The sequence below is a fragment of the Algoriphagus halophilus genome (genome assembly GCF_900129785.1).
In the GTDB taxonomy this organism is placed as follows: domain Bacteria; phylum Bacteroidota; class Bacteroidia; order Cytophagales; family Cyclobacteriaceae; genus Algoriphagus; species Algoriphagus halophilus.
In genome coordinates this window covers 684,391-703,710 of record NZ_FSRC01000001.1, presented here as the reverse complement: position 1 = coordinate 703,710, position 19,320 = coordinate 684,391, and the positions used below count along the sequence as shown (strand labels likewise).

The following is a 19,320-nucleotide window of genomic DNA, read 5'->3' as shown; positions in this document are numbered from 1 at the left end:
ACCTTTCGAGATTGAAATCACGAAAAGCAAAAAAGCCAAAGACAGAACTGCCTGGGTCCATTGGTGGAATTCAGATAATTCCTAAGGGAATATTCCTTATTTTAAAGTTCCCAAACAACACACAGACCATGAGCAAAGCATTACTCAGTTTTTTATCACTCCTTTTAATCTCTACCATTACCCTGGCCCAATCCTCGCTTGATGAGCAATTAAACAATCATCAGTTTCGGTTTATTGGGCCTGAAGGCAATCGTGCGATTGCGGTTATAGGCGAACCAGGTAATCCACAAGTTGCCTATATTGGCGCTGCTTCTGGGGGACTTTGGAAAACGGAAGATATGGGCATCAACTGGCGCCCCATTTTCGATGATCAGGATATATCCTCCGTAGCTGCGGTGGAACTGGCCCCTTCAGACCCCAATCAGGTGTGGGTAGGAACCGGAGAAACATTTATCATTAGACCAGCCCATGCCATGGGAAATGGGATTTACTTCTCTCCTGATGCAGGCAAAACCTGGGAACACAAAGGTTTAGAAAAAACAGGTCGTATAGGCCGGGTTTTAGTTCATCCGACTAATCCTGAAATAGTTTATGCAGCTTCCTTGGGACACACCTATGGGCCCCAAAAAGAAAGGGGAATCTATCGTACCAAAGATGGTGGGGATACCTGGGAACATGTCCTATTCATTGATGAAGGAACCGGGGCTTCAGATTTAGCAATAGACCCCGAAAACCCTGATATTCTTTATGCTGCCATGTGGTCCATCCACATCAATACTTGGGGGCTCAACTCAGGTGGAGCAGGTAGTGGTATTTATAAATCCATTGACGGTGGGGATACCTGGGAACCCATGAGCAAGAATGGCTTGACCTTCGGAGCAGAGAGACCCGTAGGAAAGACTTCCGTAGCCGTTTCACACAGCGATCCCAATGTGGTCTATGCACTTTTTGAGGCGGAAAGCCCTGAAGTATGGCGCTCTGAAGATAAGGGCTTGAGCTGGGAATTGATGAGCCAGGAACATGACTGGAACGAGCGTGCACCCTACTATACGCGACTCCGTGTTAACACAGGAGATCCCAATGAAATTTATTCCATGTCGGTACGTTTTGTCCATTCCTTAGACGGGGGTAAAACCAGAAATCCCAGACCGCCTCGTGGCGGAGGTGACAACCATGACATTTGGATTGACCCCACCGATCCGGACCGGATCATGGTAGCCCATGATGGAGGGGTAAGTATCAGTTTCAACCATGGAGCTTCTTTTCAACGGGTGGTATTGCCGATTGCACAGATGTATCATGTGGCAGTAGATGACCAGATCCCCTATAATGTTTTTGGAAATAGACAAGATGGTTGGTCTTATATGGGACCTAGCAATTCTTTGGCAGGATACATTCCTTTGGGACTTTGGAAAGGCGTTGGGGGTTGTGAAAGTGGCTTCGCCAAACCTGACCCGGTGGATAACCATATCATTTGGTCTGGCTGCTACGATGGTGGGTTGGAAAGGCATGACCTGAGAACCGGCTATTCCAGAGAGGTGCGCGTATGGCCAGAAGCAGGCTATGGTTGGGCTCCGGCAGACATGAAATATCGCTGGCATTGGAATTTTCCACTGGCTCATTCTCCTCATACCAAGGGAAGAGTCTATGTGGGAAGCCAGTTTGTGCATAAGACAGATGATGAAGGCCAAAGTTGGCAAATCATATCACCTGATCTGACTTTGAACCTGAAAGACCATCAGCAAAACTCGGGAGGAGTAGCCACTGATAACCTCATGACTTTTGATGGGGCCACTCTTTTTGCCATTGAAGAATCGAAGTTGGAGGCGGATGTGATTTGGGTCGGGACAAATGATGGGCAAGTTCAATTGACCAAGGATGGCGGAAAAAATTGGACCAATTTGACCGCAAATATCCCTGATCTTCCAGAATGGGGAACCATCGCCAACATTGAGCCTTCTCGTTATGACAAGGCCACGGCTTATATCACGGTGGACCTTCATCAAATGGGCGATTTTGATCCTTATATTTTCAAAACCACTGATTATGGACAAAGCTGGACCAAGATTTCCGAGGGTATTCCAAGCTCTGAATCAAGTTTTGTACATGTGGTCAAAGAAGACCCAAAAAGACCTGGATTACTCTATGCCGGTATCGACAAAGGGATTTATGTCAGCTACGATGATGGACAAAGCTGGAGTCGTCTAAAACTCAACCTTCCCCCTGCTCCTGTGTATTGGTTGGAGATCCAGGAACGTTTTGATGACTTGGTAGTGGGAACCTATGGTCGTGGTTATTACATTTTGGATGACCTTGCCGCTGTCAGAAATCTAGACAATACGCAAGAGGTCGCATTCTATGAAGTTCGGGATGCGTATCGCTTTAACGAGCGAGAAAACATCAAAACAGATGGGGCCAGCTTCAATTCAGGTCGAAACCCAAATTATGGGGCAAGTTTGAATTATCATTTGCCAGAAGCTTTTGTTGGGGATGCCAAAATTGAGATTAAAAATACCAATGGGGAATTGGTGCGCAGCTTGCCTGCCCGTACCAATGCCGGAGCCAACAGGGTGCAATGGGACTTACGCTATGAGCCTACTTACACTCCAAAACTTCGTGTGGCACCTCCAGGAAGGCCTTGGGTTCAACTCAATGGGGAAGGCTGGAGACCATTGGTGCAATGGGATTTAGACCTGATGGCAGGACAGTATGGCCCAAGGGTTGTGCCCGGTGAATATACCGCCAATTTGATTTTGACAGATTCAACGGGTACAGAAGTAGCGAACACATCCACCACATTTATGGTCTTGAAAGATCCTTATGCTGAAGGCAGCATGGAAGATTTGCAAGCCCAAGTTGCTTTCTCTTTACAATTACGTGATGCCATGAATTTGGCCGTTAGTAATATCAATGCAGTTGAACAATTAAGAAAAGAATTGGACATCATTCTCGCTGAAGAATCAGATCGGAAAACGCAGCAAGAGGCCTTACGATTAAAAACAGCAGCCGAAGAAGTGGCCTCCAAACTCTATGACATCCATCTGACCGGAGCACGTGAAGACGCCTTTCGATCCCCTATCAAGCTTTATGGTCGCTTGAGTGCATTGGCCAGTGATATCAATGCAAGTGGAATTGACTACCGTCCTACCGACCAGCAGGGTGAAGTTTATCAGGTTTTAGACGCCCGATTACAAGTTGCCATTGAGCAATTTTCAGAACTGATCAACCATGACATTCAGGAGTTCAATAAAGCTTTGGAACGAAAAGACCGACGAATAGAAATTGAGAAAGTAAATAAAAACTAGGTTTCATGTAAGCGAATAAGCGCATCCATTTTCTTTTCCTGATCAGCTCAAGCTGTTTTAGAATTTCTCCCCATTAACCATTGAGGTCTCCAACACCTCAATGGTTTTTTTAATGGCTCCAATATTCTTTTATGAAGAGCTCCCATGAATACCCCAATTTGGAATCAACTAAAAATGAGTATTTTAGAAAAAGAACATTGCCGATCCAAATGGAGGATTGATTGGTGTTGATTCCAACTATTTTGACTTTAGCATTTGGTAGTATTAGCAATGACTCATGATAAAATTCTTTAGAAAAATTAGGCAAGGTCTATTGGCTAAAAATAAATTCAGCAACTATTTGCTTTATGCAATTGGAGAAATCATCCTGGTAGTCATAGGGATTTTAATAGCCCTATCGATCAATAATTGGAATCAAAACCGCTTGGACCGTAACCTAGAGTCCCAATATTATAAACGAGTGTTGGAAGATGTCAAAGAAGAAAAATTAATCCTAGAAGCGACTATAAATTATTCCAATCAGGTGATTGGGCATGCCAAAGAAGCCATTGCAGTATTTGAAAATTCACAAGATGCCAATCCTGATCCAGTTCAAAATCTTATAGATATGTATCAGGCAAGCCAGTTGCAAGACTCCTATTCTGCTTCTTCCACATACAAGGAGCTTATTGCTTCCGGTCAAATTAACCTGATTCAAAATGAGGTCTTAAAAACTGCCTTAATTCGATTTTACGAGATTGAATGGCCTGAAACTGGAGTTTTCAAACTCGAAAACACCTACAGAATGAATTTAAGAGGAAAGATGCCGGATGAAATTCAGACTGAAATCCGATCCAATTGCAACGATATCTATGTGAAATCAAGGGGCAATTATCTGACAGCTTTGCCGGAAGCTTGCGAAATAACCATAGATCCCCATTACGCCAGATCAGTAGTGGAAGAATTGCGGCAAGACGAAGGTTTAAAAAAGGATTTGCGGTATTTAATCGGGAATGAGACCGGCAAGCAAAATGATCTGAAGCCAATCATAATTCAGCTGGACGATCTCCAATTGTTACTAGAAAGCATAAATAATGATAAAATTCTTTAGAAAAATCCGTCAGAAACTTCTTTCAGAGAATAAATTCAGCAGGTACCTACTATATGCCATAGGAGAAATTTTTTTAGTAGTGATCGGGATCTTATTAGCCTTGCAGATCAACAATTGGAATTCCTTCCAAAACGACCGGGAAATTGAGCAGAATGTATTGAAAAGCCTCGCCAATGAATTTAAAATAAATCTCACGGAACTCAGCAAAGATCATAAGTTGAACCAAGCTTCTTTAGATGCAGGGTATGCATTGCTGCAGGAAAATCGTACTGAATTGAGTTCTTCTGAAGTGGACAGCCTTATTGGCACTGCATTGAATTATGCCACTTTTGATGCCCGGACAGGAGTTTTTGACGAAACCATTGCTTCCGGCAAGATGAGGTTGATTCAAAACGACAGCCTTAAAACCTTATTGAGCCTATGGACGGGAAAATTAAAAGATTTAGGAGAAGATGCTATAATTCGGCGAGATCATATCGTTCATAATGCTTCCCCACTCTTCAGAAAACATATTCCTTATCGAAATTTTGATGAAGCTTATGACCGAAACGACTATTTAAGAGAGCTAAGAATTAATCCCATCAAAGTTCCCGAATCTAATTACGCTGAGTTTTTTTCATCCTTGGAAGTGGATGGGGCGATCTATGAAATCTACCTAAACCAATCCTATACGACGAGTAATGAAGTCACTTTGCTAAGGTATATCGAGCAAGTAATTAGGATGTTAGAGTCCAATATTAATAACCATTGACAAAAGGAATCTATCACCAAGAAAAGGGTATTTGAAGGGTCAGTTTTTAGAATGAGTGGAAATAGGCAGCCCCTTTATCCACAGGACTTGAAAGGGATTTTTGTAATCAAAATATTCTAAACAATTGGCCTTTTCCTCTTTTTGGTACTTTTAAAAACCTACCATCTATTCCAATCAGTCCATTTTATTATCTTAGGTAAATTACTGGTTACCATTTGATGAGCACTATGCATCCTAATGAGCAGAATCCTACTAAGAAAAACAGAAATAGAAATTTCAAAAAAATACTTTATGAAGTAATCGTCCTAGTTTTCCCAGTGATGCTAGGAGTTTATTTGGGTCTATTGGCAAACAATTGGAGTGAGGAAAAGGCGGAACTACAACAAACTGAAAAGGTACTTACCAACATTTTTCATGAATTGGAATACAATGAAGGTGTAACTCAGGAATCCTCCCTCTACTTCAAGCAATTAAGAGATAGTATTTTTTATCTGGAAAACAGAAACTCATTACCTTCCAATTTTTCATTTTGGAAAGGATTAAATCCCCCGTTGTTAAAGGATGCTTCTTTCCAGTCAGCCTCTATTTCCGGGGTACTAAGCAGGTTGGATATTGATCTTTTGGAACAACTTACCTCAGTATACAAATTACAAAGCGACTTGGAATTACAATCCAACACATATGTGCAAAGCGTTACCAATAAAATTGGAGAAAACAGCTTCACCAATGAAAAGTACCTGATCATCCTTGAAAATTATGCACATGACCAAATCAGCACAGAAGCCCAACTAACCGAAGAATTGAAAAAGGCGAAATCAATGGTTTCCGAAAAATTAAATCCATCATGAAACAAGCATTGGTCTACCTCTCTTGCGTGATTTTTTGCTCCTGCTCAAAGGCAAATAAAAACCAAACAACGCAGGTTCCTTCAGAGGAAATCACATCGGTTAGTCAATCCTTTCCTAGTATTGAGAGAGATCCTGCCCATCAGGTTTTAACACTTGGAGTTTTCCATTTTGACCGAAGTAGAGATGGGAGTGATGTGGTGGCCAGCAACCATATTGATATAACAACCGACCAGAATCAAAAGGAACTAGATTCCTTAATTCAAAAACTGGTTTTGTATAATCCTTCCAAAATTGCGGTAGAATGGAGACCGGAATACCAAAATTGGATGGATTCGCTCTACATAGAATATATCGCAGGAAATTACGTCCTAGGAAAAAACGAAGCATTCCAGATCGGATTCAAACTGGCAAAAATATTAGGCCATGAAAAAGTCTATTGTGTAGACAATAATCCTCCACTTCCAGAAAGTCTCAATGAAATAGATGATTGGGAAGCGTATGCCGATAGTTTGGGTCACTTGGAGTTGTGGCAATCCTTTGACCAGGAAAATCTTAGGTATAATACCTATATGGATACCATTCAAAAGCATTTAAATGTCACAGATTACCTGTTGCTCATCAATTCTAAGGAAAACTCTATCAGAAACAAGCAGCTTTGGACCACTGGTCTAGTGAACGTTGGATATCTAGACAAATATGTAGGTGCTGATCTTTTGGGCAGATGGTATCGAAGAAATGCCCGGATCTATGCCAATTCAAAAAACCTGGTGAGTCCAACAACTACTGAAAACCTGTTGATCATATATGGGGGTGCTCACAAATGGATCTTGGATGAGTTATTTGAGTCTCACCCGGATTATCGGGTGGAACAATTGAACGACCTGATTTACTAAAAGTTTTGAGCGGAGGTTTTTAACATTTTTCCAATCAGAGAAATTGAGGCACTTGATTTGGATTTACCCTCGATGGCCTGCATATTTTACAGATCAAATTAAAAAGTAAACAAAGATGAACACTGCTTTGATATTTATTGTGGGATTTTTTTTAGGATTATGGTTCCTTAAAATTTTAATTGGAAAGAAAAAAGGAAATTGACTCTTCTGATTTTCAATCCATGGTTAAATGGAATAAACCAGAATCATTCGTTAAGGCAGTTATGCTTAAAAATCAAGGGTAGAAACATAGGCATCACCACATGTAGATGATCTTTACCCAAAGTCAAACCAATACCCTTAAATTGATAACTTAGAATCCAGAATTAGAACCCAAACCATTTCTTCATTTTCCAAATCTATTTTTATCAATGAACAGCGTTTTTTTCCTATTCTTCTCTCTTGTCTTATTCCCTCTTTATAGCTTTTCTAATACGATCCCTCCTTCACAAAAGCACCCCAACATCATTCTGATCTTTATAGATGACATGGGTTGGTCGGATTTTTCCAGTTTCGGCAATACCGATGCTCAAACTCCAAACTTCGACCAAATGGCTTCAGAAGGGATCAGCTTTGAACAGTTTTATGTGAACTCTCCTATTTGTTCCCCTTCCCGGGTGGCTATTTCCACCGGAACCTACCCCCAGCGATGGAACATTACTTCTTACTTAGATAACCGAAACCAAAACCAAAAACGAGGAATGGCCAACTGGTTGGACCCCTCCGCTCCCATGTTAGCCAGAAACCTGCAGCAAGCAGGTTATGCCACGGGACATTTTGGAAAATGGCATATGGGAGGACAAAGGGATGTAACGGAAGCTCCTTCTATTAGGGAATATGGTTTTGATCAATCCCTGACCAATTTTGAAGGAATGGGTGCTAAACTCCTTCCCCTCACCAAAGATGAAACCGGAAAAGTGGGCAGGATTTGGGAAGGAGCAGAAATTTTGGGTGATCCCGTCACCTGGATGCAGCGGTCTGAGATTACTACCGGATTTATAGAGGAAGCGATCGAGTTCATGGATCAAGCAGAAAAAGACCAGCAACCATTCTATGTAAATATCTGGCCAGATGACGTGCACAGTCCTTATTGGCCACCTTATGAAGAATACGGATTAGCCAAAGAAGCTGGCAAAAGAGGCTTATACCTTGCCGTATTGGAGGCAATGGACCGCCAGTTTGGAGAATTGTTCGATTATATCAAATCCAACGATCAGTTACGCGAGAATACCTTGATCTTGATTTGTTCAGATAATGGTCCTGAACTGGGAGCGGGACAAGCAGGAAACCTCAAAGGCTATAAAACTCATTTATATGAAGGCGGAATCCGCTCTTCCTTAATCGTCTGGGGTCCCGGATATATGGATGAAAAAGCAAAAGGTACCCGAAACAAGGAATCCGTATTTTCAGCGATCGATTTAATGCCTTCCCTGATGGAATTCACAGGAACCAAATCAGCTCCAAATGCTATTTCTGACGGTGAAAACATGATTCAAACCATTCTTGGGAATTCAAAATCTTCTCGGCAGACTCCTATTTTTTATAGTAGACCTCCAGATAGAAAGAATTATTATGGATTTGAAAATCTTCCCGATTTAGCTGTTCGTGAGGGAGACTGGAAACTGTTATGCGATTATGATGGAGGAAGGCCGGAATTGTATCAGATCATGGATGATCCCGGAGAGGAACATAATCGTGCAGAGACCTATCCTGACATCGTAAAAAGACTCACTGAGAAGGTGGTTTCCTGGTACCAGTTGATGCCTGAATTGGAAACAATGGCATCAAACTAAGTGGATTGGAAAACTTGGAAGAAGTAATTTTTTGCTTGGTAAGTTTGATCTCAAACTCACCAAAACTGGTGGTTAAAGGTGCATAAAGTTGCCTTTGCCAAATCATCCCACTCTTCAAACTAAAGGCTTATTTTACCCGTAACTCATTAAACCCTAAAGGGTTTATACCTGCTAATTTGTTGGATTTTTCTAAAAATTAGTATTTTAGAAAAGGTACTCCAACCGAATGGGAATTAAAAAGAAATACGAAACGGGTTTTGAGTAACCAGATGGGATAAATCAAAACATATGAGAAAACACTTCTTCTTGGTGCTTAGCATACTACTTTGGATCATCATGGTCATTGGTTTTTCTGACAATTGGTTAACCGACGTACATCAACCCAGTAACTCACAACCCAAATTTCTAATTCATGCTTTTTTTGCATTTAGCTGGTTTACCCTGTTGGTCGTACAAAATGTACTCATCAGAAAAGGAAATGCGGCAACTCATATAAAAGTCGGAAAAATTGGCTTTCTGATTTACATCGGTTTTCTCCTTAGCACCTTACCCCTCTACTTCAAAGAATTTGCACCATTATCGATCATGGTTTTTAGTCAGCTTGTTTTTGGATCAATCTTAATCGGATTGGCCTATTACAACAGAAGAAAAGACACCACTAAACACAAGGCCAATATCATGTTAGGCTCTTTCCTGCTCATCCAACCGGCCTGGGACCGTGCAGTGGGGCATCTGTTTGGAGATTTCGGTTTAACATGGATCTTGTTTTTTATCCTGGGCTACGGATTATTTATCTGGTACCATAAAAAGCTTAAGTGGCAAATAGCGGTGGGATTTTTGATTTGGGCAGCAGGCCTTGCCAATGTAATCAGTCATATGGGTTGAAAAACTCCTGTCTTCCTAGTACAGGGCAATGATCCAATTGAGGAATCTCAAAGCATAAAAAAAACCGAGCCTAGGCCCGGTTTTGGTGTTGGTTTAGTACAATTAAAATTACTTCTCTAAAGAGATATATTTTAAAAACTCATTTCGAGCTTGTTCGTCTTTTTCAAATTTTCCTGAAAAGAAAGATGTCACGGTGGAACTGTTCACATCCTGAACTCCTCTGGAACTTACACACATATGATTGGCATCCATGATAATTGCCACATCATCTGTCTTCAAAACCTCTTTCAATTCGTTCCCGATTTGCATCGTCAGCCTTTCTTGAACTTGTGGTCTCTTGGCAAAATATTGTACAATTCTATTGATTTTAGATAGGCCAATTACTTCTCCACCTGAAATATAAGCTACATGAGCCTTACCATAAATCGGTACAAAATGATGTTCGCAGTGGGAATGGAAGGTGATATCTTTCTCCACCAACATCTCATTGTACTTGTACTTGTTTTCAAAAAGTTTGGCAACAGGCTTATTTTTTGGATTCAAACCGCTGAAAACTTCTTTTACATACATTTTTGCAACACGATGAGGGGTTCCTTTCAAACTATCGTCAGTCAAATCCAAACCCATGATATGCATGATTTCACGGAAATGCTTTTCGATTAATTCGATCTTTAATTCATCATCCATCTCAAAAGCATCCTCTCTCAATGGTGTTTCTAAAGATGTCCCTACATGCTCTTCCCCAATTTCTTCAAATGAGGCGCTGGAAATATTAATTCCCATCGTATTCAACAAAGTTTCTTTCTGTTTCATAAAGTCGAATCTTTAATTCGAATTTCCGATCAATTTTATCCCTCAAAATATTCCAAATAACCACTGCAATGTTTTCGGCGGTTGGGTTAAGTTGACTGAATTCATCGGTATCCAGGTTTAAATTTTTATGATCAAATCTATTTAAGACATGCTCTTTGATCAAATCGCTGAGCACTTTCATATCATATACATACCCAGAAGCTGGGTCTACCTCCCCTTTCAAAGTCACCACTAATTCATAATTGTGACCATGATAATTGGGGTTATTACACTTACCGAAAAAAGCCTTGTTTTGCTCATCTGACCATTCTGGATTGTGTAAACGGTGCGCGGCATTAAAATGCTCTTTTCTAAATACGGTAACTTTCATGCGTTGTTTGAACAGTGGAAATTTATTTTTTGTTTATCTTTTTTTAGATTTTTTTAAACATTATTAATAATTCCCTACTGATCAGGGCTTTAAATTTAAAATCAGCTGCAAAATTACAGAATAATATTTCGCTATAAAAGCCGTTGAGTAATCAAGCAACTTAATAACTAGAAGAACTTAGCAATAGGTTCCCATAAATAGTTGATCCAAATCAATAAAATCCTTTAAAGTTCTGAACCATTGGAACTTTTATTCCAGAAATCAACATTGTATCTTTGAAAAATTACCCGGATTAAATGATTTCAACCCATTTACTTATTCCCATTCTTTGGATTTTCAGTTACGTCCTTCCATTGGAAGAGCCAACATCGATTGAAAAAACCATGGTGTCTCCACCCCTTACTTTATACGAGCAGTTGGCTGAAACTTCAGTTGCGCTCCCCAATAAGGAAGTGTTCGATCTTGCCTTTAAGGGATGGAAGAAATTGAGTGGAGAATTGAAATCACAGGTAATAACCATCATTGATTTTAGTTTGCCATCCACAGAAAAGCGACTTTGGATCATTGATCCACAAAACAAAATGGTATTGCTTCATACGGTTGTTTCCCATGGGAGAAATTCCGGTAATCTGATGGCCAGCAAATTCTCCAACCAGCCAGAATCCTATCAAAGCAGCCTTGGCTTTTATAAAACCGCTGAAACTTATCACGGGAAACATGGCTATTCCCTTCGCTTGGATGGTTTGGAAAAAGGGTTTAATGATCAAGCCAGAAATCGAGCGATCGTGATCCATGGTGCTGATTATGCCCGAGAGGATTTTGCAAAGAACGTAGGAAGATTGGGAAGGAGCCTGGGTTGTCCAGCGCTTCCAACAGAAATCTCTTCAAAAGCCATTGATTTTATCAAAGGGGGCTCTCTTTTGTTTATTTATGGAAAAGATCCCAATTATCTCAAGACCTCCGCTTTGATTCAGTCTTCAGAGGTGCTTTCAGCTTCTTGATCAATTCCGTATCCCGATGGTAGATATCAGGTCTGAAATGAGCATTTCCCGACTCATCAGTCCAAAATGTCAAATACAGCAATAGTACAGGGATTTCTCTGTCCAGTTTTACCACTTCTTCTTGTTCCTGATGCATGGCCTCTTGGATTCGTCCCTTGGTCCATTTTTTATCTTTCAGCAAGGCTTCCGCAAAAAGGTCTGGGTACTGAATACGGATGCACCCATGGCTCAATGCTCTTGACTCTCTCGCAAAAAGACTTCTAGCGGGGGTGTCATGAATGTAGATGTTATAATCATTTGGGAACATGAATTTCACCAAGCCCAAGGAATTGGATCCTCCTGGCTTTTGTCTGATACGATATGGAAAATCAGCGCCCTCTTTTCCCGTCCAGTTTACTTGCTTTGGGTTCAGGACTTCTCCCGAGTTAGACACTACTTCCATATTTTTCTCCCTTAGATAATCTCCATTTTTTCGTACAGAAGGAATGATTTCATCATGCGTAATGGAGGGTGGAATGTTCCAATAGGGACTGAAAACGATGTAACTCATTGGAGCGGTAAATACCGGGGATTCATTGTATTCTTTCCCTACAATGACTTTAGCAGATAGCGTGGTATCCCCATCATTCATGTAGTCCAATTGGTAATTGGCAATATTCACCAAAACCAATTCTTCCTCCCATTTGATCTCAGGAATCCAGCGCATCCTTTCAAGATTGACCGAGGCGATTTCAATCAGCTTTTCAGGAGAATCATTTAGGAAATCAGCAGTCAACTCCCCTATAGCTCCATCTGGATTCATCCCATTTTCCAATTGATAACTTTTCAAGCCTTTCCACATGGTTGAATCAAAAAGAAGGGGATCTTTCACCTCATACGCTCCCAGGTAACCCCAGAACTTCAATCGATCCCTTAAGCCAGGTACAGAAGCATGGGTATCTCCAACTTTTAGAGAATGCTCGAAACTGACAGGCTTCCAGCTCAGCGTATCATCCTCGCTCTTCTCATATAGACTTTGAATTACTTCTCTTCCCTTCGCATACATTTCTATTTCAGGATAAAGGGATGCCAGTGCTTTATGGAGGTCAAGACCGTCCGCTACTTCTTCCAGCAAATCCCGGGAATTGATTTTCGATTCTTTAGCCGCTAACTTCCAATAGGATCCCCTCGCATTTGGAGCGACTTTTCCCACCTCCAAATCTTTGGAAAGCCTCAAAAATGCATCCGTCATCAGGAACTCCAGATCCACTAATTCTGGAGTGGACTTGGGTTTAAGAATCTTTCTTTTTCCTTCAATTTCTTCGAAAAACTCCTGAATCAAAATTTGATTGTAATCTTCTGGGTTAAGTCCATCGTATTTGACATGGTCAATTTCCTCAAGGAAATTTTCAGCAAGAGAATTGATTTTTCCATTCTCTGACCAGATTTCTTCAAAATCCCTTTCTGCATAAAAGGCCTTGATCTCTTCTGAGGTAAGTAGCGGCTCTCCAGCAATCTGAACAGTTTGTTTTTCATCGTAGGAAGAAAGTCTCATTTCTATTTCCTCCGTAAGATCCGACCTTCTCATCCTACCAACTATAAAAATTGTGACAGCGATAAGAAATAAAACTAAAATAATAATCAATGGTTTATTTTTCATAGTCAAGATGGGTAGGTTGAGGTATTCCTATGCTCCTCAGTCCAATTAGAATGCTGGATTTTCAAAGCTTCATCAAGAATCGAAAAAGAAGGCCATATAGGCTCCAAATGAAGTTTTTGATTAAAAAAGAAAAATCCATTTGAAATGGATTCAAATGGATTCGCGAAATAAAATTCCTGTTTTGGGGAATCGGGACTCTCTTATGAGTCCAAACTGTTCCGCTTCAAAGCCAACAGTACTTTTTCGTCCCGATCATAAATATCCTCCCTAAAATGTGCCTCCCCCTTGGAGTCTGCCCAAAACGTAAGATAAACCAACACCACAGGGATTTTACGATTCAATTGGACAACTTGCTCCTGGGTCTGATGCATGGCAGTTTGTATACCCTCCATGGTCCAGGTTGGATCATCTGCCAACAGTACCTTGGCAAAATCCTGGGGATTCCTTACTCGGATACACCCATGACTTAGCGCTCGATCATCCAGGGCGAAAAGAGACCGGGCATTGGTATCGTGGATATATACATTGTGTTTGTTGGGAAACATGAATTTCACCAAGCCCAAAGAGTTTCCTTCTCCGGGTTTCTGACGAACCAAATATGGGAATGACTTGGAATTCCAGTTAATGGTGCTTGGGTCTACCACCTTGCCTGAAGGCGTGATGACTTCCATGTTCTTTTCAGAAATGTAATTCGGGTTTCTCCTGACACTGGGAATGATTTCACTTTGGGTAATGGAATAGGGAATGTTCCAATAAGGACTAAAAACGATGTAACTCATGTCCGCCATAAATATGGGAGACTCATGGTACTTCTTTCCCACTATCACCCGCTCGGAAAAAAGGGTATCGAGATTTTTAAGGTAATCCAACTGGAAATTGGCAATATTCACCAGAATAAACTCTGCATTTTTTACCGTATCTGGAAGCCAACGCAGTCTTTCCATATTGACGATCGCCGTATTCAGCTGTTGCTGCGGACTATCATTAAATGCCAGGACTGTCTTCTTACCAATAATACCATCTATATCCAACCCGTGCGTTCCCTGAAAATCCTTGATCCCATCCATCATGATCGAGTCATAGAGTCTAACGTCTTGGAAATTATATTCCTCCAGTAAGCCCCAATAAATCAAACGTTCCCTTAATCGGGGAATCACTGAATTGGATTCTCCAACACGGATTGCCTTGTCAATTTTGACCTTTTTCCAATTCAACGTATCCTCTTTTACCTTTTCTACAAGCTCACGGATGACTTCCCTCCCTTTTTTATAGATGCTGAATTTGGGGTACAGGAGCTCCATGCTTCCATGAATATCATTTTGAGCCAAGGCTTGTTCCAACAAGACAGGATAGGTAAAAACGGGCTCTTTTCTGGCGATTTCCCAGTCCTCGCCAAACTTAGACGGATCAACCTTGCCTATCTCGAGATTCCTGGCTAAGTGAAAAAAGGCATCGCTTAAGAAAATATCAAAATCAGCCAGGTCTCCTGGTTCGTTTGGGACTCCATTGGCCTTATTCGCTTCAAAAGTCCTAAAAAAGGACTCAATCCTACTTAAATGGTAATCCTCGGGCGTCAACCCATCAAATTCAGATTGAAGAATCTCCAACCTCAAATCATAGGCTGCTTTTGTCAATAAACCATTTTGAGACCATGCTTTTTCAAATGCCCGATGATTATAAAAGTCGATGATCTCGTCCGTAGTCAATAAGGAAATCATACGGATTTCAATCTTATCCATGGGTTCATCTGATTCCATCCTGAACCGGATCAGTCTACTCACCTCATCTTCAGATTGGGCATGTAAACCATCCACATGAGCTATGAAAAGGAGTAGGAAAAAGGCAAAAAATGGAAACTTCATGGATGTTTACGATTTATTGGATTTGAAAGTCCTGATATTTTCTTCCAACTTCCCAAGCCTCCTTGAGCATCTCCAGGAAATCACCCATTCTGTGGAGCGGAATCAAATTCGGCCCGTCACTCAATGCTTTAGCTGGTTCTGGGTGGGTTTCTATAAAGAATCCATCAATCCCGGTGCCTGCTGCAGCCCTTGCCAAAATCGGTGCGAATTCCCGTTGCCCTCCGGATGTTCCTCCTTGACCTCCCGGTTGCTGTACCGAATGAGTAATGTCAAATACCACCGGGGCAAATTGCCTCATAATGGGCAGCCCCCTCATATCCACCACCAGGTTATGGTAACCAAGAGAAAAACCTCTTTCTGTCAAGCACACGTTTTCATTTCCTGTAGACCGCACTTTGGTCACGGCGTACTGCATATCTTCCGGTGCCATGAACTGACCTCTCTTGATCTTCACCGCTTTTCCGGTTTCTCCGGCAGCCAATAATAAATCGGTTTGTCTACAAAGGAAGGCAGGTATCTGCAAAACATCTACTACCTCAGCTACTTCCTTTGCTTGGTAGCTTTCATGAATATCTGTTACCAAAGGAACGCCCAAAGCCTTGCCTACGCGTTGCAAAACTTCCAAGGACTTATCCATCCCAATACTTCGGAATGAACCTGAAGAAGTTCTATTTGCTTTATCAAATGAAGCCTTAAAAACATAGGAAAAGCCATGTTCTTCTGCCCAAGCTTTTACTTTGGTGCCAATTTCAAGGCAAATATCATAGCTTTCTACGGCACAAGGGCCTGAAAAAAGTACCGGTTTTTCTTCCCCTAAAATCACCTGATCGGTAATTTTCATGGGTTTAGTATTTCTAATCATGCTTCTTTAGTTGATAAACTCTCAATAATCGGGACCAATAGTCCTTTGGAATGTAAAATTAAATCTCCTACCTCTCTAAACACCCCTTCTCCTCCTTTGCTTTGGGTCACCCAATGGGCAAATGGCTGTACATAGACCAATGCATCTGCAGGACAAATGGCAAGTCCTACTTGACTTAGTATGGGAACATCGATCAAATCATCCCCAATGTAAGCAACGGTCTCCATGTCTATTTCCATGGTTTCCAGGAGATCGTTTAGCTTTTTGCCTTTATCCTTCACTCCATGGTAATGAAAATCAAACTTCAATTCCTCGCATCGGTTCATCACTACCTGGGACTCCCTGCCAGTAATTGCTCCAACCAAAACACCGGATTTCCTCAAATGCTTGACAATCAACCCATCTTTTACATTGAATTTTTTGAATTCCAATCCTCTATCGTCGTAGATAATACCCCCGTCTGTCATCACCCCATCTATATCCGAAATCAGGAGTTTGATCTTTTTTGCTCTTTCCCAGATCTCTTCAGAAATTGAACTGAAATAGGATGCGATTATTTTTTCTGTTTCCATTGGATTGAATAAAGGTCTAATCTTCTTTGTTCTAAATTTCTTACACTTCCGGCTTTTCTTTGCTTGGTCAATAAATCCAAGTCTACATCTGCCACAATAATGGTTTCTTCATTTTCAGAAGCCTGCGCTACCACCGCATCATGAGGGAATGAGAAATCAGATGGTGAAAAAATGGCTGCTTGAGAATACTGTATATCCATATTTTCCACCTTAGGAAGGTTTCCTACAGAACCCGTGATCGCCACGTAACATTCATTTTCGATGGCCCGGGATTTGGCACAGGTATTTACCCGAAGGAAGGCATTTTTTGTATCCGTCCAGAAGGGCACAAATAGTATGTCCATCTCCTGCTCAGCCAAGATCCTACCCAATTCAGGGAATTCCACATCATAGCAAATCAGAATACCGATCCTTCCTGCATCTGTATCAAACACATTGATTCCATTTCCGCCTTGAAGTCCCCAATAGGCTGCTTCATCCGGAGTGATATGGAGTTTGTATTGCTTGGCTTGCGTACCGTCCCTTCTACATAAGTAACTCACGTTCCTTAGCTTTTTGCCATCGTACTCGGGCATGGAACCGCCAATCACATTCACGTTATAAGAAACTGCCAAGTCACTCATTCTAGAGACAATCTCATCGGTATAATCAGCCAGGTTACGGATAGCTTCAGAGGCATCCATGTCATTAAACTCTGCCAATAAAGGGGCATTAAAGAATTCGGGAAGCAAGCAAAAATCTGATTTGTACCCTGATACCGTATCCACGAAAAACTCTACCTGTTGCATCAAATCATCCACATTGGAAAAACGACGCATTTTCCATTGAACCAGACCTAATCTTACGATGGATTTCTTATTGCCTATCAGCTTTTCGTCTTTCTCATAATAGATATTGATCCATTCCAAGAGGGTGGCATAGGCACGGGAATCAGTATCTTCAGGAAGGTATTTGGTAATTACTTTCCGAACGTGGAATTCATTGGCAAGCTGGAAAGACAACACCGGATCAAAAATCTCTTTATTCTTGACCAAATCGATGTATTTACGAGGGGTCATCTCATCCGCATAATTGGCGTACCCGGGAATTCTACCTCCGGCAATAATAGACCTTAAGTTGAGGTTTTCACAGAGTTCCTTTCTCGCATCATACAGTCTCCTTCCGATCCGCATTCCGCGGTATTCCTTATCTACAAACACATCGGTGCCATACAAGGTATCCCCCTCGTCGTTGTGGGTGTCAAACTTCCCATATCCCGTAATCTCATCATAGGTATGGTTATCACCGAACTGGCTATAGTCCACGATCAAACTCAAGGCTGCCGCAACCACCTTCCCATTGTCCTCAATACAAATCTGACCCTCTGGGAAAACTCGTAATTGATTTTTAAGTTCTTCTTTAGTCCAGGCACCCCCTGGGTTTTTATAAATTGAAACCATGATTTCCCGGATATCATCAAAATCCGAGAGCTTTATATTCCGTAGCCGAAGCCTATGTTCAAGTTCTTCTTTATTCTTACTCATACGTCAAAATTAATAAAATCCAATCATCCATTTTAAAAGCATGACTAAATCACTCTTAAAACAAAATAGTATATTGAATTTTTAATCAGGTTTAAATATATATAGTTTAAGGCCCTTATTCTCAATAATTTTAAAGTCGAAATTTCGACAAAGTACCCGAATTATATGCAAGAAAATCTAAATCAAGTAGCAAAAGAAAAAGCTTCCTCATTTATAGAATGGTTTCAGGACCTCATGAATTACAGCCTTTTCAATTTGGGAGACTCTAAACTTACCATTGGATTAATCATTACCCTATCCATTTCATTCGTCGCGCTATTTGTCGTGACAGAATGGATCAGACGGTTTATGGTCCATAAGGTTCTGAAACGATACCATATCGATGTAGGTACCAAGCAATCTATTGGGACCATGATCAAATATCTATTGATTCTGGGAGGGATCTTTTCCATCCTACAAACCAATGGGATTGATCTTAGTGCTTTTGGGATTTTGGCCGGTGCCTTGGGTGTGGGTATTGGTTTTGGTCTTCAGAATATCACCAACAATTTCATCAGTGGACTGATTATCCTATTTGAGCAACCCATCAAAGTCGGAGATCGAATTGAAGTGGGAGATGTAACAGGGGATGTAATCAAGATTTCTGCACGGTCCACTATGATTGTCACCAACGACAACATCACCATTATCGTTCCTAACAGTCAATTCATAGATAGTCAGGTAATCAACTGGTCCCACAATGAACGAAAGATCCGTTTCAATTTCCCAGTGGGGGTTTCCTACAAGGAGAATCCAGAAAAAGTCAGGGAAATATTACTAGATGTCGCGAATGCTAATAAGGGGGTATTGACCACTCCGGAGCCAGATGTACTTTTTGAAGATTACGGGGACAGCAGTATCAACTTCAACTTAAGGGTTTGGACTTCTGAATATATCAATAGACCAAAAATCCTTAAAAGTCAGTTGTATTATGAAATCTTTAGAAGATTTGGTGAAGAAGGGATCGAAATTCCATTCCCTCAAAGGGATTTGCATCTTCGCTCCGGATTTGAAAATATGATTAAATAGCCTATT

16 protein-coding genes are annotated in these 19,320 nt (G+C 41.1%); 9 read left to right on the top strand and 7 right to left on the bottom strand.

Translation table 11 applies throughout. The features are described from left to right. The first annotated feature begins 128 nt into the window (after positions 1–128). The 7 genes from BUR11_RS02950 (at position 129) to BUR11_RS02915 (ending at position 9,604) form a co-directional block, all read left to right on the top strand. On the top strand, positions 129–3,305 hold the full coding sequence (locus BUR11_RS02950; RefSeq protein ID WP_074225087.1) for a WD40/YVTN/BNR-like repeat-containing protein: 3,177 nt from the start codon (positions 129–131) through the stop codon (positions 3,303–3,305). 277 nt (positions 3,306–3,582) lie between these two features. Further along, a complete protein-coding gene (locus tag BUR11_RS02940; RefSeq protein WP_074223327.1) occupies positions 3,583–4,395 on the top strand; it encodes a DUF6090 family protein in 813 nt (270 codons plus the stop codon). Continuing rightward, positions 4,379–5,146 (top strand): DUF6090 family protein, encoded by a 768-nt coding sequence (locus BUR11_RS02935; RefSeq protein ID WP_074223326.1) that lies wholly within the window; start codon positions 4,379–4,381, stop codon positions 5,144–5,146. The genes BUR11_RS02940 and BUR11_RS02935 overlap by 17 nt, the downstream gene beginning before the upstream one ends. Before the next feature lie 218 nt (positions 5,147–5,364). Next, complete coding sequence (locus BUR11_RS02930) at positions 5,365–5,994, top strand: hypothetical protein (RefSeq protein ID WP_143185812.1); 630 nt, start codon at positions 5,365–5,367, stop codon at positions 5,992–5,994. Then, positions 5,991–6,887: a DUF5694 domain-containing protein gene (locus BUR11_RS02925; RefSeq protein WP_074223324.1), complete on the top strand. Its 897-nt coding sequence runs from the start codon at positions 5,991–5,993 to the stop codon at positions 6,885–6,887. The genes BUR11_RS02930 and BUR11_RS02925 overlap by 4 nt, the downstream gene beginning before the upstream one ends. A 410-nt stretch (positions 6,888–7,297) precedes the next feature. Further along, positions 7,298–8,719 (top strand): sulfatase-like hydrolase/transferase, encoded by a 1,422-nt coding sequence (locus tag BUR11_RS02920; RefSeq protein WP_074223323.1) that lies wholly within the window; start codon positions 7,298–7,300, stop codon positions 8,717–8,719. Between the two features lie 288 nt (positions 8,720–9,007). Continuing rightward, positions 9,008–9,604 carry a hypothetical protein gene (locus BUR11_RS02915; protein WP_074223322.1) on the top strand — a complete coding sequence of 199 codons (597 nt, stop codon included), beginning with the start codon at positions 9,008–9,010 and terminating at the stop codon, positions 9,602–9,604. A gap of 108 nt (positions 9,605–9,712) precedes the next feature. On the opposite strand, the gene folE is transcribed toward BUR11_RS02915, so the two are convergent. Beyond that, a complete protein-coding gene (gene folE, locus BUR11_RS02910) occupies positions 9,713–10,417 on the bottom strand; it encodes a GTP cyclohydrolase I FolE (protein ID WP_074223321.1) in 705 nt (234 codons plus the stop codon). Continuing rightward, on the bottom strand, positions 10,377–10,787 hold the full coding sequence (locus tag BUR11_RS02905) for a 6-pyruvoyl trahydropterin synthase family protein (RefSeq protein ID WP_074223320.1): 411 nt from the start codon (positions 10,785–10,787) through the stop codon (positions 10,377–10,379). The genes folE and BUR11_RS02905 overlap by 41 nt, the downstream gene beginning before the upstream one ends. 296 nt (positions 10,788–11,083) lie before the next feature. Between BUR11_RS02905 and BUR11_RS02900 the strand changes: the two genes are divergently transcribed. Further along, positions 11,084–11,788: a murein L,D-transpeptidase catalytic domain family protein gene (locus BUR11_RS02900; RefSeq protein WP_074223319.1), complete on the top strand. Its 705-nt coding sequence runs from the start codon at positions 11,084–11,086 to the stop codon at positions 11,786–11,788. Here BUR11_RS02900 and BUR11_RS02895 read toward each other — a convergent pair. The 5 genes from BUR11_RS02895 to BUR11_RS02875 all read right to left on the bottom strand — a co-directional run bounded on the left by BUR11_RS02895 (position 11,739) and on the right by BUR11_RS02875 (position 18,246). Next, positions 11,739–13,427: a L,D-transpeptidase family protein gene (locus BUR11_RS02895; RefSeq protein ID WP_074223318.1), complete on the bottom strand. Its 1,689-nt coding sequence runs from the start codon at positions 13,425–13,427 to the stop codon at positions 11,739–11,741. The two genes, BUR11_RS02900 and BUR11_RS02895, sit on opposite strands and share 50 nt — an antisense overlap. Before the next feature lie 200 nt (positions 13,428–13,627). Then, positions 13,628–15,289 (bottom strand): L,D-transpeptidase family protein, encoded by a 1,662-nt coding sequence (locus BUR11_RS02890; RefSeq protein WP_074223317.1) that lies wholly within the window; start codon positions 15,287–15,289, stop codon positions 13,628–13,630. 13 nt (positions 15,290–15,302) lie between these two features. Then, positions 15,303–16,151 carry a 3-deoxy-8-phosphooctulonate synthase gene (kdsA, locus tag BUR11_RS02885; protein ID WP_074223316.1) on the bottom strand — a complete coding sequence of 283 codons (849 nt, stop codon included), beginning with the start codon at positions 16,149–16,151 and terminating at the stop codon, positions 15,303–15,305. Next, positions 16,148–16,723, bottom strand: coding sequence for a KdsC family phosphatase (locus BUR11_RS02880; protein ID WP_074223315.1), 576 nt, complete (start codon positions 16,721–16,723; stop codon positions 16,148–16,150). The genes kdsA and BUR11_RS02880 overlap by 4 nt, the downstream gene beginning before the upstream one ends. Then, a complete protein-coding gene (locus BUR11_RS02875) occupies positions 16,705–18,246 on the bottom strand; it encodes a bifunctional GNAT family N-acetyltransferase/carbon-nitrogen hydrolase family protein (protein WP_074223314.1) in 1,542 nt (513 codons plus the stop codon). The genes BUR11_RS02880 and BUR11_RS02875 overlap by 19 nt, the downstream gene beginning before the upstream one ends. 165 nt (positions 18,247–18,411) lie before the next feature. On the opposite strand from BUR11_RS02875, the gene BUR11_RS02870 reads away from it, so the two are divergent. After that, positions 18,412–19,314, top strand: a complete 903-nt coding sequence (locus BUR11_RS02870; RefSeq protein WP_074223313.1) for a mechanosensitive ion channel family protein — start codon at positions 18,412–18,414, stop codon at positions 19,312–19,314. The last annotated feature ends 6 nt before the right edge of the window (positions 19,315–19,320 follow it).

Excerpts from the sequence above, each read along its gene's own strand:
- BUR11_RS02950 (WP_074225087.1), top strand. The coding sequence starts at position 129 with ATGAGCAAAGCATTACTCAGTTTTTTATCACTCCTTTTAATCTCTACC.
- BUR11_RS02940 (WP_074223327.1), top strand. The coding sequence starts at position 3,583 with ATGATAAAATTCTTTAGAAAAATTAGGCAAGGTCTATTGGCTAAAAAT.
- BUR11_RS02935 (WP_074223326.1), top strand. The coding sequence starts at position 4,379 with ATGATAAAATTCTTTAGAAAAATCCGTCAGAAACTTCTTTCAGAGAAT.
- BUR11_RS02930 (WP_143185812.1), top strand. The coding sequence starts at position 5,365 with ATGAGCACTATGCATCCTAATGAGCAGAATCCTACTAAGAAAAACAGA.
- BUR11_RS02925 (WP_074223324.1), top strand. The coding sequence starts at position 5,991 with ATGAAACAAGCATTGGTCTACCTCTCTTGCGTGATTTTTTGCTCCTGC.
- BUR11_RS02920 (WP_074223323.1), top strand. The coding sequence starts at position 7,298 with ATGAACAGCGTTTTTTTCCTATTCTTCTCTCTTGTCTTATTCCCTCTT.
- BUR11_RS02915 (WP_074223322.1), top strand. The coding sequence starts at position 9,008 with ATGAGAAAACACTTCTTCTTGGTGCTTAGCATACTACTTTGGATCATC.
- folE (WP_074223321.1), bottom strand. The coding sequence starts at position 10,417 with ATGAAACAGAAAGAAACTTTGTTGAATACGATGGGAATTAATATTTCC.
- BUR11_RS02905 (WP_074223320.1), bottom strand. The coding sequence starts at position 10,787 with ATGAAAGTTACCGTATTTAGAAAAGAGCATTTTAATGCCGCGCACCGT.
- BUR11_RS02900 (WP_074223319.1), top strand. The coding sequence starts at position 11,084 with ATGATTTCAACCCATTTACTTATTCCCATTCTTTGGATTTTCAGTTAC.
- BUR11_RS02895 (WP_074223318.1), bottom strand. The coding sequence starts at position 13,427 with ATGAAAAATAAACCATTGATTATTATTTTAGTTTTATTTCTTATCGCT.
- BUR11_RS02890 (WP_074223317.1), bottom strand. The coding sequence starts at position 15,289 with ATGAAGTTTCCATTTTTTGCCTTTTTCCTACTCCTTTTCATAGCTCAT.
- kdsA (WP_074223316.1), bottom strand. The coding sequence starts at position 16,151 with ATGATTAGAAATACTAAACCCATGAAAATTACCGATCAGGTGATTTTA.
- BUR11_RS02880 (WP_074223315.1), bottom strand. The coding sequence starts at position 16,723 with ATGGAAACAGAAAAAATAATCGCATCCTATTTCAGTTCAATTTCTGAA.
- BUR11_RS02875 (WP_074223314.1), bottom strand. The coding sequence starts at position 18,246 with ATGAGTAAGAATAAAGAAGAACTTGAACATAGGCTTCGGCTACGGAAT.
- BUR11_RS02870 (WP_074223313.1), top strand. The coding sequence starts at position 18,412 with ATGCAAGAAAATCTAAATCAAGTAGCAAAAGAAAAAGCTTCCTCATTT.